The following is a 15,277-nucleotide window of genomic DNA, read 5'->3' on the forward strand; positions in this document are numbered from 1 at the left end:
TCGACGCTTGGGGGGATCAAATGCCGTTGCCTCGTCGCACGCTGCTGTTCGGCGGGCTCGCCGTCGCGCTCGCCGGCTGCGGCGGCAGCCCGTCGCCCACGGCGCCGTCGTCGACCACCACGTCACCGACGGCCGCGCCGGACGCCGATCTGGCTGCGCTGGAACAGAAGTTCGGCGGGCGGCTCGGCTTCTACGCGCTCGACACGGGTAGCGGCCGCAGCGTCTCCTACCGGACCGACGAGCGGTTCCTGATGTGCTCCACGCACAAGGTGCTGGTCGTCGGCGCGATCCTCCAGTTGCGGCAGCAACAATCCGGGTTGCTGGACCGGGTGATCCCGTACGACAAGTCCAAGGTGCTCTCGTACGCCCCGATCACGTCCCAGCACACCAGCATGAAGGTGTCCGAGTTGTGCGAGGCGACGCTGAAGGTGAGCGACAACACCGCCGACAACCTGCTGATCGACCTGCTCAAGGGCCCGCAGGCGGTCACGGCCTTCGCCCGCACCCTCGGCGACAACGTCACCCGGCTCGACCGGATCGAGCCCCAGCTCAACGACGGCGCGCCCGGCGACGAGCGCGACACCACCAAGCCGCCCGTCTTCGCCTCCGACCTGTACGCCTTGATCGCCGGCGAGGGCCTCGACACCGCCGGGCGGGATCTGCTGGTCAACTGGATGAAATCCAGCACCACCGGCCTCGATCTGGTCCGCGCCGGCCTGCCCAAGGACTGGACCGCCGCCGACAAGTCCGGCAGCGGCTCGAAGGGCGAGGCCAACGACGTCGCCGTGGTCTGGCCGCCGAACCACGCCCCGCTGGTGATCACGGCGTACACCACGCCCAAGGACCCCAAGTCCACCGCCGGCCGCAAGCTCATCGCCGACGCCACCGCCATCGCGGTGACGAAGCTGGTGCAGTAGAAGGCGGCCGCACGGCGTGCGTTGCGGGCCCGTCAACAGCGCGTAACCGGAATTTCCTTTCAGCACCGCACTTCTGGCGGTATCCAGGCCCGACACCCGTAGCACGTCCGAGTGGACTTTTCGGCCCGGCACAGCGGGTTGTGGCTTACTGGCAGGCATGTCCCTGATGTCTCGGCTTCTTGCCCCGAGTGTGTCCGGAGACCCGGCCGAGCTGGCCGCGGCGGTGCTGGCCGACATGCGGTCGGCGCCGTCCGGGGAGCTGGCGGCGCTGCTCACCGCGGACGGACCGGAACCGCAGGCCCCGCCGAGCCTGGTCTTCCCCACCGAACAGCCGTCAACGCTGGGCATGTCGGCGGCGCGGCTGCCGCTGCTGCTGGCCGACAAGCCACGGGAGCCGGCGCCGCTGCTGCCGGAGCCGGCGGTGGACGACGACTCCGACGAGGTGCCGGAGCTGTTCTGCCCCGGACCGGTGCGCGACAACCCGGCGCTCGGCGAGGAGGTCAACGAGCGCATGGTGCAGTGGGCCGGCGAGGTCGGCATCTACGAGGGCCGGCTGGACCACCTGCGCTCGTGCGGCTTCGGCCGGCTGATCATGCTCACCCATCCCGGCACCGACGACGCCGACCGGCTGCTGGCCGCGGCCAAGGTGGTGGTGGCCGAGTGGGCCTCCGACGACTACTACCTTGACGAGGAGGAAATGGGCGCGGACCCGGCGATGGCCGCGGCCCGTTTCGGCGTCCTGTACGGCGTCGTGGACCCGGTGACACTGCCGCAGCGCTACCGGCACGAGCTGGAGCGGTTCATCAAGGAAGAGCCGATCGCGCTGGCCTTCCGCACCGGCATGGAGCACCTGGCCCAGTACACGACCGTGGCGCAGATGGCCCGGTTCCAGCACCAGATGGCCATCCTGTTCCAGGCGCTGGACCAGAACGCCAGCTGGCGGCAGACCGGGCGGCGGCCCGCGGTGTGGGAGTACTACATGCACCGCTACCACAACAGCTATCTGCCGCCGATGATCCTGGTCGACGCGGTCGCCGGCTACGAGCTGCCGGCGCAGGAGTTCTACCACCCGCGCCTGCGCCGGGCGTTCTGCATGGCCGGCATGGCCGCCGTGCTGATCAACGACCTGCACTCCATGGACAAGGAGGCCGATGACGACATCAGCCTGCCGATCGCGCTGATGGAGGAGGAGGGCCTGTCCCGGCAGCAGGCGGTGAAGCGCACGGTCGAGATCCACAACGAGCTGATGCACGGTTTCGTGACCGAGGCGGCGGGCATGTACCTGGAGGGAACGCCCATGCTGCAACGGTTCCTGGCCGACACCTGGGCCTGGTGCGGCGGCAGCCGCGAGTGGCACGCCACCAGTCTTCGTTACCACAAGGGCGAATGACGGATGAGGCCCACACCCCAACGGGGTGTGGGCCTTTTCCATGCCTGAAGGCCCGTGCCCCGGCGGGGCACGGGCCTCGATTCCCTTGCGGGGCTAGGCGATACGGTCCGCGGCGATCAGCAGGTAGTGGAAGCTGCCCTCGCGATAGGCCTGAAGGAACGGCGCCTCGACGCCGGTGGCGACCGAGGAACGCTCACGCAGCTCCCAGTACGGGATGGTGTCGGCGGTCAGGTCGACCACCGCGATCGGCACGAGCTTGTTGGCCGCCATGGCCTTGAAGTACTCGCTGCGCGGGTGGATGTTGCACGTGTAGTGCTGGTCGATCTGGCTGACCGCCTTGGACCGGCCACCGGTGACGTCGTTGTAGCAACCGGTGATCGTGACATAGCGGCCGCCGATCTCCAGCTGCCGGGAGTGTTCGGCGAACAGCTGGTGCAGATCGACGTACATGGTGCTCTCGTTGTTCCAGATGGCCTTGCGGCTGGCGTCCTCGAAGCCGGTGTCGAGCATGTTGCGGAAGTGGTAGCGCACCTTGTCCGAGACGCCGCGGCGGCGGGCCTGCTCGTTGGCGAACTCCATCTGGGTCTCGGAGATCGTCACCCCGTCGGCGTAGCAGCCGAACCGCTGGTTGGCCATGATGCTGCTGCCGCCGCGTCCGCAGCCGGCGTCCAGCACCGCGTCGTTGGGACCGACATCACCTAGATGGTCGAGCAGGACCTCGGCCTGGGCTGTCTCCAGCCGGTGCATCTCCGCGATCACGGCCTCGTCCGGCCCGTCCAGCACGGCCGGGTCGTAGGCGCCGAGCCCGTAGTGGTGGTGGTAGAGGCCGTCGACGTCACCGAGCCGCAGGTTGACCGGATCCTTCTCGTTGTTCCAGTACTCAGCGACGGAACGCTGGTAGTCGCTGCGAAGAACCGGCCGTGCGCGGTGGGTTGTCGTCATTGCGCGAGCTCCTTCAACCGTGCGGACGTGCGCCATCGTTGATCGGTGGCAGAAGAGGACTTCCCGGAGTCGGGCCCGTGGTGGAGAGTCGGACCTGGGTCGACGTCAGCGGGAACCGTGCGGTGGCCGGCCGGCCCAGCCGAGGCTAGCACCGGTTTTCGCGGCCTCCACAGTCCCTCAACAGGGTGGTGTGCCTGCACTCCGTAGTGGACACGCGCTGCGTAGAACTCGTTGCTCCGTGCGGGTGATAAGCCCTGACCCGGACGTGCGGCGGTCGATGAGCGTTGCTCCAAAAGGGAAAACCCGCGTCCCCGATCGACTGGTCCGATCAGTGTGTTGCCGGACAAGGGAAAACCGCGCTGTCGCACCAATGGAGCAAGGGGCATGGCCCGTGCCGACCGACCCCTCCGGCGGCCGGCGCGGGCCATGCGCCCACAGTGCTCCCATCATCCGATGGAAGCCGTTATCCTCGGTCTTCGACCAGACCGAGGACGACGTCGTCGAGCAGGCTGAGCTCGCGGTCGTGCAGCGGGTGGTGCCCGAGCAGCAGCGCCTGCACGTACAGCAGCTCGACCGCCCGCCGGACCCGCATGATCTGCCCCTGCCGGGCCTGCCGGGCCAGCTCCCGCACGGCGGCGTTGGCGAAGTTGAGGCACAGCTGGGCAGCCGGTGCCGCGGCCACGGGACCGTCCACAATGGACCCGGTGAACTGTCGGCGAACTCGGCAGTCCTCGCCGGCGATGAAGGTGGCGTGCATCACGGTCGGCGCGAACGCCCGGATCTGCACGCCGACACCGTGGTGGCGCAACGCGCTCTCCGCGAGCCGGACCAGGTCGGCGACCTCGGCCCGCTCGGCCACGGTCAGGTCGGCGAACGAGTCGACCACCTCGGTCGGGTCCAGCTCGGCGATGTCGCGCTCCGGGCGCAGCCCGGCCAGCCGGTCCAGCAATGTGGACACATTGGCCGGGCCGCCGTTGACCACGCACCGGCCCTGCGCGGCGGCGATCGGCGCCACCTGGCGGAAATCGTCGCAGCGGCGCACGAAACGCAGCTCGCCGAAGCGGCGGGCGTGCTCCCCCAGCGTCATCCGGCCGAGCGAGGTGTCAACCGGCAGCCAGTCGGCGAACAGCAGCAGGCACTGTTCGTCGTGGACGGCCAGCGCGGAGATGCCGGCGTGGTGCACGGCGACGATGCGGGCCAGCCGGGACGGCCACATCCGGGCCAGGTCGGCGAGGTGGTCCCGGATGCACCGGCCGAGTTGTTCGCGGACGGTGTCCAGCCGCGCGTCCTCGGCGAAGCCGTCACGCGCGGCGTTGGGCTGCAGGCTGTCGGCGTCGATCACGCAGCGGACGAAGAACGCCCAGTCCGGCAGCAGGCGGTCAGTGGAGTCGGACAGCAGCATTCGACGGAGGTAAACACGGTGGTCCTGACGGGCGGCCGGGCTCGGCTCGTAGGGCAGCACGAAGGCCAGGCCGCGGACGCCGTCGGCGTGCAGCGGGATGGCGTCCAGTGGGTCGAGGTCCAGCACGCGGCGGGCGTATGAGAGAGCGTTTTCCCGCTCCTGGTCCATGGTCAGCGCCGGCAGCTCCCACGGCGGCAGCTCGTCGTTGACCACCGTGGAACCCAGTCGTACAGGCAATGGCAGCAGACCGCCGTAGCGATGGGTCAGGCGCAGCACATGGCCGCGGCTGAGCCGGTGCTCGGCGCCGGGCCGGGCCCGCAGGTGCACCTGGGTACCGGCCGGGAGAGCGCTCTCCACAGGTGAGATGTCGTACGAGCCGTCGGACCGCCCCTGCCAGCGCAGCGCCTTCCCGTCCGGGTCCTTGGCCGACCGGGTGGTCACCGTGATCTCGTCGGCGACCAGGAAGCAGGCCAGCAGGCCGATGCCGAACTGGCCGATGTAGTCCCGGTGCGGCGACAGGTCGCCGCGCTTGGAGCTGCGGCCGATGGTGGCCAGCAGCTCGACCAGCTCGGTGCCGGTCAGGCCGATGCCGTTGTCGGTGATGATCACCTCCGGCGCCCCGTGCGCCGGCTCGACCACCTCGATCTCGACCGCGCCGGCCACCCCCGGCTCCAGCCGTCGCCGGGCGGCGACCGCGTCCACCGCGTTCTGGAGCAGCTCGCGGATGTAGACGTCGGGGCTGCGGTAGAGGTGCCGGGACAGCAGGTCGACCAGGCCGCGCAGATCTACCTGGAAGGTCCCGGGCATGGTGGGGTACGGGGTGCGCACGCGCCGATTCTGGGGCGGCGGACCGCTCCCTAACATCGGTGAAACCCCTACCCTTGGACGAGTCCTGGCGCCTCGGCCAGCCAGTCGGCCAGCCCGTCGGGGTTGTCGCGCAGCTCGGGTGACGTCGTCGTGCGGACGATGCCGACGAGCTGGATCGCGTGCAGCCGCACGGCCGGGGTGGGCGCGGTGCCGGCCTCGGCGGCGAGCTGCTCGACGATCCGGTCCTCGAACTCGGCCCACATCCGCAGCAGGCCCGAGCGCAGCGCCGGGGATTCGCCGTATGCGCGGTGATAGCGCTCCAGACCGCCGGCGGATTCGCCGGCGGCGGCGATGAGCACGTCGGCCACGGCCCGGGCGGGCGGGACACCCTCGGCGCGGGCGGCGATGCCGGCGACGAGACGATCAAGCAACTCGGTGTCGGCGAAGACCAGGTCCTCCTTGGACCGGAAGTAGACGAACAGCGTCTTGACCGAGACGTTGGCCGCGTCGGCGATCTCCGCCACGGTCACCTCGTCGTAGCCGCGCTCGGCGAACAGCCGCTCGGCGGCATCGCGGATGCCGCGCCGGGTGATCGCCTTCTTGCGTTCGCGCAGCGACTCCATGACCGCCATCATACCTCCTTGACTCACTAAGGTAAGTCACTTACGTTTTATAGCGAGTTACCTTAGGAGGCATCATGACCGACATCGCGATCCTCGGCGCCGGGCCGGCCGGCCTGGCCCTGGCGCGACTGCTGCACCTGCGCGGCATCGCCTGCGCCGTGTACGAGCGCGACGCCGACCGGCGGGCCCGAACCCAGGGCGGATCGCTGGACCTGGGCTCGGAGAGCGGTCTCCGAACGATCACCGCCTGCGGGTTGACCGAGGAGTTCCGGCGCTACGCGCGGCCCCAGGGCCAGCACACCAACTACTTCGACCGACATGGCACGTTGCTGCTGGAGACGGACGAGCGGGACGAGGGTGAGGCACGACCGGAGATCGACCGCCTGGAGCTGCGGACCATGCTGCTGGACTCGCTGCCCGCCGACACCGTGCGCTGGGGCCGCGAAGTCACCGGGGTGTCGAGGGCCGGGAGCCGGTGGCGGATAGCGCTCTCCGACGGCGATCACGTCGAAGCCGATCTGGTGATCGGCGCCGACGGCATCAACTCGCGGACCCGGCGGCTGGTCACCGACGTGGCCCCGGCCTACACCGGCGTGACACTGATCGCCGGTGAGATCGCCCGACCGCGGCCCGGTTCGTGTGCCGCCGAGCTGGTCGGCGAGGGCGCCGGCCTGGCGTTCGCGGCCGACCAGGCGTTTCTCTTGCAGCGCAACGGCGACGGCTCGATCCAGGTGTACTTCACCCAGCGCCGGGCCGAAGACCCGCGCCGGGCGGTCGGCACCGTGCTGCAGGATCCAGCGTTCATCCGCGCTGAACTCGACCGTGAACTGGCCGACTGGTCGCCGCGAATCCGAGGAGTGCTCGACGAAGTCGAGATGCCGTTCGTATGGTGGCCGCTGTACGTCGTGCCGACCCGACAGACCTGGCACGAGCACTCCGGCGTCACGCTGATCGGCGACGCCGCCCACGTGATGCCGCCCTATTCCGGGCAGGGCGTCAACATGGGGCTGCTGGACGCGCTGGAGCTTGATGGAGCGCTCTCCGAGCACGCCGATCCGGACGCCGCCATCGCCGCCTACGAGAAGTCGATGCTGGCCCGGATGGAACCGATCATCGCCGCCACGACCACGTACGAGAACCTCGTGCTGAATCCCGACGGTCCGCAGGCGCTGCTGGACCTCGTGCGGACCGGAGGTCGCTGACATGGCGCTGGTCGGGAAGACCGCCGTGATCACCGGCGGCTCCAGCGGCATCGGCCTCGCCACCGCGCGGCTCTTCGCCGCGGAAGGGGCCGCGGTCGTGGTCGTCGGACGAGACGAGGAACGCTTGCGCCGCACCGGTTTCGACTACGTCGTCGCCGATCTCTCGCACGGCGCGGCACAACTGGCCGCCGGCCTGCACGATCGGACGGTCGACGTGCTGTTCTGCAACGCGGGCGCCTCGAACGCGCCGGAAGTGTTCGACACCACCGAGAAATCCTTCGACGCGGTCGTGGACGTGAACCTGAAGAGCGTGTTCTTCACCGTGACCGAGTGCTTCGACCGGCTGGCCGACGGCGCGTCGGTGATCCTCACGTCGTCGGTCGGCTTCCACCGCGGCTTCAACAGCGATCCGCTCTACAGCGCGGCCAAGGCCGGGGTGCGGACGCTCGGCCGGGGCTTCGCCGCGCAGCCCGAGTTCCTGCGCCGCCGCATCCGGGTCAACACCATCAGCTACGGCGCGGTGGCGACCCCGATGACGGATCACCCGCTGCTGCGCGAATGGGCCGCGTCGAACGTGCCGATGGGGCGGGTCGCCGATCCCGCCGAGGCGGCCGCACCGGCGCTGTTCCTGGCCGGCGCCGGGTCGACGTACATGACGGGGGCGGAGATCGCTGTGGACGGCGGCCTCACCCAACTCTGACGGCTGTGGCAGCCTGGGGGCATGGGCAAGGGGGCGATTCTCGGTTCGGCGGCGTTGGCCGCGGTGTCCACGATCCGCGCGGCGCGCACGGTGGCCGCGTGGCGGACGGTGGAGCCGTTGCCGGACATGGCGTTGAACAAGGGCAAGGTCAGCGTGGTCATCCCGGTACGGGATGAGGAGCGGACCATCGACGGCTGCCTGGCGTCGCTGCGCACGCAGCGGCACGGCGACCTGGAGATCGTGGTGGTCGACGACGCGTCGACCGACCGGACCGTCCAGATCGTGCAGGAGCATGTGGACGCCGATCCGCGGGTGCGGCTGGTCCGCACCGACGGGCCGCCGCCGGGCTGGGCCGGCAAGGTACACGCCATGTACCGAGGCGTGGCCGAGACCAGCGGCGACTGGCTGCTTTTCGTCGACTCCGACACCGAATCGGCCCCCGACCTGGTCGGCAAGCTGCTGGCCGCGGCCGACCGCGACGACGCCGACCTGATCACCACGCCGGGCCGGCCGACCGTGCCGAACAGCGGCTGGTGGCTGCTGCTGGCCCCGACCAACGTGCTGCTGTTCGACGGCGCCAGCCCGGACGGGAGTCGAGGCAGGGCCGTCGGCATCGGGCACTGCATCCTGGTCAGCCGGGCCGCGTACGACAAGGCCGGCGGTTGGAGAGCGCTCTCCAACGAGCGGGCCGACGACGTCGCCTTCGCCACCGCCGTGCGCGACGCCGGTGGCCGGACCCGGCTCGTGGACGGGCTGGACTCGCTCACCTCGTCCGGGTTGGACTCCTTCGGCGCGGTCTGGCGGTCCCAGCGCAAGAGCTGCGTGGCCGGCGGGGCCATGATCGGCGGCCCGGTGGCCGGCGCCGCCGCGCTGGGCTTCGCCGGCCTGCTGCACATCGGCTACGGCTTCGCACCGATGCTGATGTCCTTACGCGGCAAGGGCTTCTCCCGGCTCGCCGGGCTCGCTGCCTGGGCCGCTCAGTCCGCTGCGCACCGGTCGTACATGCGGGCCTGCCACATGTCCACCGCCACCTCGGTGCTCGCCCCGGCCGCCAATGCCGCGTTCGGCGTGCTGCTGTTGGACTCCGCGTGGCGCTCCCTCCGCGGCGGCGACCTGTGGAAAGGTCGCGACATGCGCTAGTGCCAGGTGATCAAGCTGTCCATACGGGCCAGCATCTTCGGGATCCGCTTGGCCATGAGGTTCACCCGCAGCGCGCCGCTGCCGTGCACGTTGTACGTGTTCGGCGGTCCGGGCAGGACCATGAGCAGGCCGCGCAGGTACTCGAAGGCGTCCGAGTCGGGGTCGTGCGGGTCGGCCAGCCGCACGTCCACCGTCCGCCGCGGCTCGAAGTCCGGCGCGTCCGCCGGCCACCACGAGGCCTCCCGCATCTGGTCCGTGCCCGGCGACCGGACGTACTGCTCCAACGCCGCCACGTTGTGGAACAGCACGACCTGGTCGAAGTCGCCGAGGAACGCCTGCGCCTCGGGCTCGGTGTCCCAGAACCCCTTCGGGGCCACCAGCGTCACGCCGCTGCCGGACGGCACCGTCAGCCGCACCGGCTGCACGTGCCGGCCGATCCAGTAGTCGGCGTCCGCATATCCCGGCTGCTCGAAGTCCTCCCGGACCTTGATCAACGCCGCCACCTCGGCCGCGGCGTCCTCCACCGTCGCCGGCTCGCCGAGGCCGCAGCCGTCCACCAGCAGCAGGCAGTTCCGCCACAGCTTGGCCGCCACGTGCGGGGCCAGGTTCTGCTTGTCGCGCAGGTAGACGAAATCGGCGTCGACCTGCGGCTCCTCAGCAGCCAGATCGACGCCGTCAAGCCGGCCTTCGAGGCTGTGCGACTCGCCGGAAGCCAGGAAGTCCGCCAGCCCGCCCCGTGTCGGGAACAGGTGGACACCGCGATCAGGGCCGAGCACCCGCACCGAGCCGTCGTCCTCGATCTCCACGATCGTGAGGCCGGACATGTCGTCCAGCGTCACGTACACCAGCCACAGCCCGGCTTGAAGACCCTCGTCGGTCACCCGTGAATGCTAGGACGGGCCAGGCCCGCGCGTGGTCGGATTACCGAAGTGTGAAAGGGGGCTCACCGGCGGGTTCTCGGCTCGGCGGAGTGGTAAGCCTGAGGTATGTCCGAGGAGCGTGACGGCCGGACGGCCGCCGATCTGATCGTGGAGTGCCTGCTGGCCGAGGGTGTCGAGGTCGTGTTCGGCATACCGGGCGAGGAGAACATGCGGCTGACCAACGCGCTGGACGACTCGCCGATCCGGTACGTGCTGACCAGGCATGAGCAGGCGGCGTCGTTCATGGCCGAGATGTACGGCCGGGTGACGGGCAAGGCCGGCGTGGTGTCGGCGACGTTGGGGCCGGGTGCGATCAACCTGCAACTGGGCGTGGCCGACGCGACGACGAACTCGACGCCGCTGGTGGCGTTGTCGGCGCAGGTGGGCCAGTTCCGGGAGTACAAGGAGTCGCACCAGTTCGTCGACCTGGTGAGCCTGTTCGCACCGATCACGCAGTTCTCGGCCAGCGTGCCGTCGGCCGCCGCGGTGCCGGAGATGCTGCGCCGGGCGTTCAAGACGGCACAGAGCGAGCGGCCGGGCGCGGTGTACCTGGCGGTGCCGGAAGACGTCGAGGTGGAGGCCGCCCCGCCGACGCTGAAGCCGTTGCCGCTCAACGTGGTGCACCCGGAAGCGCCGTCGGCCAGCCAGGTCGAGCGGGCGGCGGCCATCCTGCGCGAGGCCAAGAATCCCGTGCTGCTGGCCGGCCACGGCGCGGCTCGCAACCACGCCGGCGCGGCGCTGGCCCGGTTCGCCGAGCACACCGGCGTGGCCGTCGCGACCACGTTCCACGGCAAGGGAATCCTGCCCGACGACCACCCGAACTCCATGGGCACCATCGGTTTCATGCGCCGCGACTACGCCAACTTCGGCTTCGACCAGGCCGACGTGATCGTGGCCGTCGGCTACGAGCTCCAGGAGTTCGACCCGGTCAAGATCAACCCGGACGGCGACAAGCAGATCATCCACATCCACCGGTTCGCGGCCGAGGTGGACGCGCACTATTCGGTGGCGGTGGGCATCGAGGGCGACATCAGCGCCTCACTGGACGCCCTGCGTGAGGCGGTGCCGGCCCGGCCGCCGCACACCGGCGCGGCCAAGATCCGCGAGCTGGTCGCCGACGAGCTGGTCCGCGGGCAGCAGGACGACCGTTTTCCCCTGTCGCCGCAACGTATCGTCGCCGACACCAGGGCCGCGCTCGGCCGGGACGACATCGTCCTGGTCGACACCGGCGCGGTCAAGATGTGGATGGCCCGCCTGTACCCGACGTACGCGGCCAACACCTGCCTGATCTCCAACGGCTTGTCCACCATGGGTTTCGCGCTGCCCGGCGCGCTCGGCGTGCACCTGGCCCGGCCCGACCGGCGGGTGCTGGCCGTGACCGGCGACGGCTCGTTCCTCATGCACTCGCAGGAGATCGAGACCGCCGTGCGGGAGCACCTGCCGCTGACCGTGCTGGTGTGGGAGGACAGCGGCTACGGCCTGATCGAGTGGAAGATGCGACTGGAGACCGGAAAGGTGTCCAACGTGCGCTTCGCCAACCCGGAGATCACCCAGTACGCGGCCAGTTTCGGCGCCACCGGCTACCACGTGACGCAGGCGGCCGATCTGTTGCCCACGCTGCGCAAGGCGTTGGACGACGACGGTGTGTCCATCGTCGTCGCGCCCGTCGACTACGCGGAGAACATCAGCCTGACCGATCACCTGGGGGCACTCACCGACCCGCTGTGATCGGTGTCTAAGCCACCAGCCGCAACGGCTCCTCCACTGCTGTGACCAGCGCCGCCATCCATTGGGCGGCAAGGGCTCCGTCGATGGCGCGGTGGTCGACGGACAGCACCAGCGTGAGCTGAGTGGCCACCTGGAGCTCGCCGTCGACCACCGTCGGGCCGGGCTTGCCCGCCCCGACGGCGAGAATGGCCGACTGCGGCGGGTTGATGATCGCCGTGAACTCATCGACGCCGTACATGCCGAGATTGCTCACGGCGATCGTGCCGCCTTCGAGATCCCGTTGCAGCAGGCGGCCTTCGTCGGCCTGTTGGGCAAAGGTCTTGACCTGGGCGGAGATCGCGCTGAGGGACAGGGCGGAGACGTTGCGCAGCACCGGGGTCACCAGCCCTCGCGCCGAGGCAATGGCCACGCCGATGTCCACCGTGTCGTAGCGGCGCATCGCGTCGTCCGTCCAGATCACGTTGGCGTCCGGCACGGCCACGTGGGCCACCGCGACCGCGCGGATGACCAGGTCGTTGACCGAGATCTTGGCCGGCGACACCGCGTTCAGCTGCCGGCGGAGATCCAGCAGGGCGTCGATACGGGCCGTTCGGCGGACGTAGAAGTGCGGCACGGTCTGCTTGCTCGCCGTGAGCCGGCTCGCGATCACCGCGCGGACCCGGGAGTGTGGCACCTCGGTGAACCCAGCCCCCGGCCGCTTGGCCGGCGCAGCGTCGGCCGGGGCAGTGGGCGGCCCGGAGGCCGGTGGGGTTGCTGCTGGCAGGACCGTGGCCGACGGCATTGCGGCCGGCGGCGTTGCGGCGGCGGTGGCCGCGGCTTCGTATCGGGCGATGGCCGCTTCCACGTCCTTGCGCACGATGCGGCCGTTCGGACCGGTGCCGGCCACCGCTTCCAGCGGAATCCCAGCTTCCTTCAACAGCTTTCGGGCCAATGGACTGGCGAAGATCCGCGCGGGAGCCGCCGGATCGGCGGCGGTACCGCCCGCGGCCCCTGCGGCCCCCGCCGCTGCTGTCACCGCTGCCACATTTCCGCCGAGCTCGGCCAGCACGGCCGACACATCCTCTCCCACCGCCCCCAGCACGGCGATGGGCGCGCCAACCTCCACAGTGGACCCGCCATCCACCAAATGCCGTAGCAGCACGGCGGACGTCTCCGCTTCAACCTCGACCGCCGCCTTGTCGGTCTCCAACACGGCGAGGGCGGCCCCGGCCTCGAAGGGGCTGTTCTCGGACACGAGCCACTCGGTCAACACGGCCTCGGTGGAGCCGGTGGCGACCTCGGGCACCCGCAACAAGATGGCCATCACAGGCTCCTCAGGGCAGCGACGACCTCTTCGGTCCGCGCGATGGCGGCCCGTTCGAGCACCTTGCTGATGCTGGGCGACGCCTCGCCGCCGGTGACGCGGGCGACGGGGGCGTCGAGCCAGTCGAACAGCCGGTGCTGGATCTGGTCGGCCAGCCGACCGCCATAAGACGTGCCGACAGCGCCCTGTTCGACGATGAGCACCCGGTTGGTCTTGCGCACGCTGCGCTCGATGGTGTCCCAGTCGAGGCTGGCCCAGTCCAACCACCGCAGGTCGATCAGGTCGGCGCTGACGCCGGTCTGGTCCAGGGCCTCAAGACAGTGCCCGACCATGGACAGATAGCTGATCACCGTCACGTCGTCACCAGCGCGACGCAGTGCGGCCTTGCCGACCGGTAGCCGGTAGTCGAAGTCCGATACGGGGGCGGTTCCCTTGGTGCCGTACAGGTCCACGTGTTCCAGCACGACCACCGGATCATCAAGGGCCACGGCGGTGTTGAGCAGCCCGACGTAGTCGAAAGGATTGGACGGCGCGACGACCCGGAGCCCGGGGGCGGTGGTCAACACGCCGGCGGGATCCATGGAGTGCTGGGAGCCGTAGCCGGTGCCGGCGGCGAGCTTGCTGCGCAGCACGAGCGGCACGCCGCCGTGCCCGCCGAACATGTGCCGCGCCTTGGCGACCTGGTTGAACAGCTGGTCGGCGGCGACCCACATGAAGTCGGCGTACATGAACTCGACGACGGGACGGCGGCGGCCGTCGATGGCCATGCCGGCGGCCAGCCCGGTGAAGGCGTTCTCGCTGATCGGAGTGCCCAGCACCCGGTCGGGAGAGCGCTCTACGGAGGCCTTCGTGGCCCCGTTCGTGCCGCCCTTGAGCCGGTGCACGTCCTCGCCCAGCACCACCACCCGGGAATCGCTCTCCAACCGGCGGGCCAGCGTGTCGCTGACGACGTCGATGAACCGCCGCTCGGCCAGCTCACCCGAGAAGCCGTCCGCCTCCTCGTAGCGGCTACCGTCCAGTTCGGACAGATCGCCGCGGATCCCGACGTCGACGAAGGCCGGATCGGGCCAGGCCGACTCCAGAATCGCCCGCCGGTCCGGCGTCAGGAACGAACCGCCGATCTCGTGCAACACAGCGACGATCTCGTCCCGGAAGGCGTCGATGTCCGATGCGGAAGCCAAGCCACGGCGCTCGACGTGTCGACGCAGCAGGTCGATCGGATCGCGGTCGCGCCACGCCTGCTCCTCGGCCTTGGTCCGGTAGCCGAAGGCGCTGCCGGGATAAGGGCCGTTCTGGTGGAAGTACCGGTACAGGTCGGCCTCGATGATCGTCGGGCCGCCGCCGGTCCGCATGTGATCGAGCGCTTCGGTCATGGCCAGGTGCACGGCCAATGGATCCATGCCGTCGACCCGCCAGCTCGGGATGTTGAACCCGAGCCCGCGGGCGGACAGCCTGGGCTCGGCCGTGGACTCGTCGACGTTGGTCGACACCGCGTAGTGGTTGTTCTCGATGAAGAAGCACAGCGGTAAACGCCACGCAGCAGCCAGGTTGAACGTCTCCAGCACCGACCCGATGTTCACCGCCCCGTCCCCGAAATACGTAACGGTGACAGCGTTACTACCGGCGTGGAGCTGGTTCCAGGCAAACCCGGCGGCCTGCGGCACTCCCCGCCGACGATGGCGTTGGTGCCCATCGCCCCGGCCTCACGCCACTGGAGGTGCATCGAGCCGCCGCGGCCGCTGCTGTAGCCCTCGGCCAGGCCGCAGATCTCGGCCAGCGTCCGCCGCAGCACGGTCCGTACATCGTCGTTCAACGCCGGCAGTTGACCTGGCTTAACGGTGCCGGCGTGCCCGAACGCCTTGGCCAGGAACTGGTGGTGGCCACGGTGCGAGCCGTTGACGAAGTCGTCGCTGCGCAGCGGCAGCACGGAACCGACCGCGCCGCCCTCCTGCCCGATGCTGGAGTGCGCGGGCCCGTGCACCAGACCTTGGCCGGCCAGCTCCAGCACGTACTCCTCGAAGGACCGGATCCATTGCGCCTGCCCGACCAGCCGCAGCAGCACGTCCCCGTCGGCCTCGTCCCAATCCTGCTCGGTGGCCCGCAGCTCGACCCAGGGCGCACCGGCGGTCAGGTCCTCACGAACGGGCATGCTCGCCTCCATTGGATCCAATTGGCCCGGCTTGCCGTACACTATGCGAGGTAG

At 70.0% G+C, this 15,277-nt stretch carries 13 protein-coding genes; 6 read left to right on the forward strand and 7 right to left on the reverse strand.

Annotation, left to right across the window (positions count from 1 at the left end; genetic code table 11):
• Positions 1-20: 20 nt before the first annotated feature.
• Together bla and M3Q35_RS16555 are read left to right on the forward strand one after the other, a co-directional pair.
• Positions 21-917 (forward strand): class A beta-lactamase, encoded by an 897-nt coding sequence (bla, locus tag M3Q35_RS16550; RefSeq protein ID WP_273942697.1) that lies wholly within the window; start codon positions 21-23, stop codon positions 915-917.
• Positions 918-1,083: 166 nt separating this feature from the next.
• Positions 1,084-2,307: a family 2 encapsulin nanocompartment cargo protein terpene cyclase gene (locus tag M3Q35_RS16555; RefSeq protein WP_273942699.1), complete on the forward strand. Its 1,224-nt coding sequence runs from the start codon at positions 1,084-1,086 to the stop codon at positions 2,305-2,307.
• A 93-nt stretch (positions 2,308-2,400) separates the two neighbouring features.
• Here the strand turns inward: M3Q35_RS16555 and M3Q35_RS16560 are convergent, their stop codons facing one another.
• The 3 genes from M3Q35_RS16560 to M3Q35_RS16570 all read right to left on the reverse strand — a co-directional run bounded on the left by M3Q35_RS16560 (position 2,401) and on the right by M3Q35_RS16570 (position 6,081).
• Positions 2,401-3,249, reverse strand: coding sequence for a geranyl diphosphate 2-C-methyltransferase (locus M3Q35_RS16560; RefSeq protein WP_273942700.1), 849 nt, complete (start codon positions 3,247-3,249; stop codon positions 2,401-2,403).
• Between the two features lie 463 nt (positions 3,250-3,712).
• The gene (locus M3Q35_RS16565) at positions 3,713-5,479 is read right to left on the reverse strand and encodes an HSP90 family protein (protein WP_273942701.1); all 1,767 of its coding nucleotides are present in this window, start codon (positions 5,477-5,479) and stop codon (positions 3,713-3,715) included.
• Between the two features lie 47 nt (positions 5,480-5,526).
• Positions 5,527-6,081, reverse strand: coding sequence for a TetR/AcrR family transcriptional regulator (locus tag M3Q35_RS16570; RefSeq protein ID WP_273942702.1), 555 nt, complete (start codon positions 6,079-6,081; stop codon positions 5,527-5,529).
• A 74-nt stretch (positions 6,082-6,155) separates the two neighbouring features.
• Between M3Q35_RS16570 and M3Q35_RS16575 the strand changes: the two genes are divergently transcribed.
• Genes M3Q35_RS16575 through M3Q35_RS16585 form a run of 3 tightly spaced genes read left to right on the forward strand, consistent with a single transcriptional unit; the run spans position 6,156 to position 9,123 of the window.
• Complete coding sequence (locus M3Q35_RS16575; RefSeq protein ID WP_273942703.1) at positions 6,156-7,283, forward strand: FAD-dependent oxidoreductase; 1,128 nt, start codon at positions 6,156-6,158, stop codon at positions 7,281-7,283.
• Position 7,284: 1 nt separating this feature from the next.
• On the forward strand, positions 7,285-7,983 hold the full coding sequence (locus tag M3Q35_RS16580) for an SDR family NAD(P)-dependent oxidoreductase (RefSeq protein ID WP_273942704.1): 699 nt from the start codon (positions 7,285-7,287) through the stop codon (positions 7,981-7,983).
• Positions 7,984-8,004: 21 nt separating this feature from the next.
• Positions 8,005-9,123 carry a glycosyltransferase family 2 protein gene (locus M3Q35_RS16585; RefSeq protein ID WP_273942706.1) on the forward strand — a complete coding sequence of 373 codons (1,119 nt, stop codon included), beginning with the start codon at positions 8,005-8,007 and terminating at the stop codon, positions 9,121-9,123.
• Here the strand turns inward: M3Q35_RS16585 and M3Q35_RS16590 are convergent.
• Positions 9,120-10,004 carry a hypothetical protein gene (locus tag M3Q35_RS16590; protein WP_273942707.1) on the reverse strand — a complete coding sequence of 295 codons (885 nt, stop codon included), beginning with the start codon at positions 10,002-10,004 and terminating at the stop codon, positions 9,120-9,122. The two genes, M3Q35_RS16585 and M3Q35_RS16590, sit on opposite strands and share 4 nt — an antisense overlap.
• Positions 10,005-10,109: 105 nt before the next feature.
• Here M3Q35_RS16590 and M3Q35_RS16595 point away from each other — a divergent pair, with 105 nt between their 5' ends.
• Positions 10,110-11,771: an acetolactate synthase large subunit gene (locus M3Q35_RS16595; protein ID WP_273942708.1), complete on the forward strand. Its 1,662-nt coding sequence runs from the start codon at positions 10,110-10,112 to the stop codon at positions 11,769-11,771.
• A 7-nt stretch (positions 11,772-11,778) separates the two neighbouring features.
• On the opposite strand, the gene M3Q35_RS16600 is transcribed toward M3Q35_RS16595, so the two are convergent.
• Genes M3Q35_RS16600 through M3Q35_RS16610 form a run of 3 tightly spaced genes read right to left on the reverse strand, consistent with a single transcriptional unit; the run spans position 11,779 to position 15,223 of the window.
• Complete coding sequence (locus tag M3Q35_RS16600; RefSeq protein WP_273942709.1) at positions 11,779-13,074, reverse strand: dihydrolipoamide acetyltransferase family protein; 1,296 nt, start codon at positions 13,072-13,074, stop codon at positions 11,779-11,781.
• The gene (locus M3Q35_RS16605; protein ID WP_273942710.1) at positions 13,074-14,738 is read right to left on the reverse strand and encodes an alpha-ketoacid dehydrogenase subunit alpha/beta; all 1,665 of its coding nucleotides are present in this window, start codon (positions 14,736-14,738) and stop codon (positions 13,074-13,076) included. The genes M3Q35_RS16600 and M3Q35_RS16605 overlap by 1 nt, the downstream gene beginning before the upstream one ends.
• Positions 14,651-15,223: a thiamine pyrophosphate-dependent enzyme gene (locus tag M3Q35_RS16610; protein ID WP_273942712.1), complete on the reverse strand. Its 573-nt coding sequence runs from the start codon at positions 15,221-15,223 to the stop codon at positions 14,651-14,653. Before M3Q35_RS16610 ends, M3Q35_RS16605 begins: the two co-directional genes overlap by 88 nt.
• Positions 15,224-15,277 lie beyond the last annotated feature (54 nt).

It is taken from the genome of Kutzneria chonburiensis (genome assembly GCF_028622115.1).
Classification (GTDB): domain Bacteria; phylum Actinomycetota; class Actinomycetes; order Mycobacteriales; family Pseudonocardiaceae; genus Kutzneria; species Kutzneria chonburiensis.

What these genes read in the sequence shown, in the direction of transcription:
- bla (WP_273942697.1), top strand. Translation starts at nt 21, where the DNA reads ATGCCGTTGCCTCGTCGCACGCTGCTGTTCGGCGGGCTCGCCGTCGCG.
- M3Q35_RS16560 (WP_273942700.1), bottom strand. Translation starts at nt 3,249, where the DNA reads ATGACGACAACCCACCGCGCACGGCCGGTTCTTCGCAGCGACTACCAG.
- M3Q35_RS16555 (WP_273942699.1), top strand. Translation starts at nt 1,084, where the DNA reads ATGTCTCGGCTTCTTGCCCCGAGTGTGTCCGGAGACCCGGCCGAGCTG.
- M3Q35_RS16570 (WP_273942702.1), bottom strand. Translation starts at nt 6,081, where the DNA reads ATGGAGTCGCTGCGCGAACGCAAGAAGGCGATCACCCGGCGCGGCATC.
- M3Q35_RS16610 (WP_273942712.1), bottom strand. Translation starts at nt 15,223, where the DNA reads ATGCCCGTTCGTGAGGACCTGACCGCCGGTGCGCCCTGGGTCGAGCTG.
- M3Q35_RS16585 (WP_273942706.1), top strand. Translation starts at nt 8,005, where the DNA reads ATGGGCAAGGGGGCGATTCTCGGTTCGGCGGCGTTGGCCGCGGTGTCC.
- M3Q35_RS16580 (WP_273942704.1), top strand. Translation starts at nt 7,285, where the DNA reads ATGGCGCTGGTCGGGAAGACCGCCGTGATCACCGGCGGCTCCAGCGGC.
- M3Q35_RS16575 (WP_273942703.1), top strand. Translation starts at nt 6,156, where the DNA reads ATGACCGACATCGCGATCCTCGGCGCCGGGCCGGCCGGCCTGGCCCTG.
- M3Q35_RS16600 (WP_273942709.1), bottom strand. Translation starts at nt 13,074, where the DNA reads ATGGCCATCTTGTTGCGGGTGCCCGAGGTCGCCACCGGCTCCACCGAG.
- M3Q35_RS16595 (WP_273942708.1), top strand. Translation starts at nt 10,110, where the DNA reads ATGTCCGAGGAGCGTGACGGCCGGACGGCCGCCGATCTGATCGTGGAG.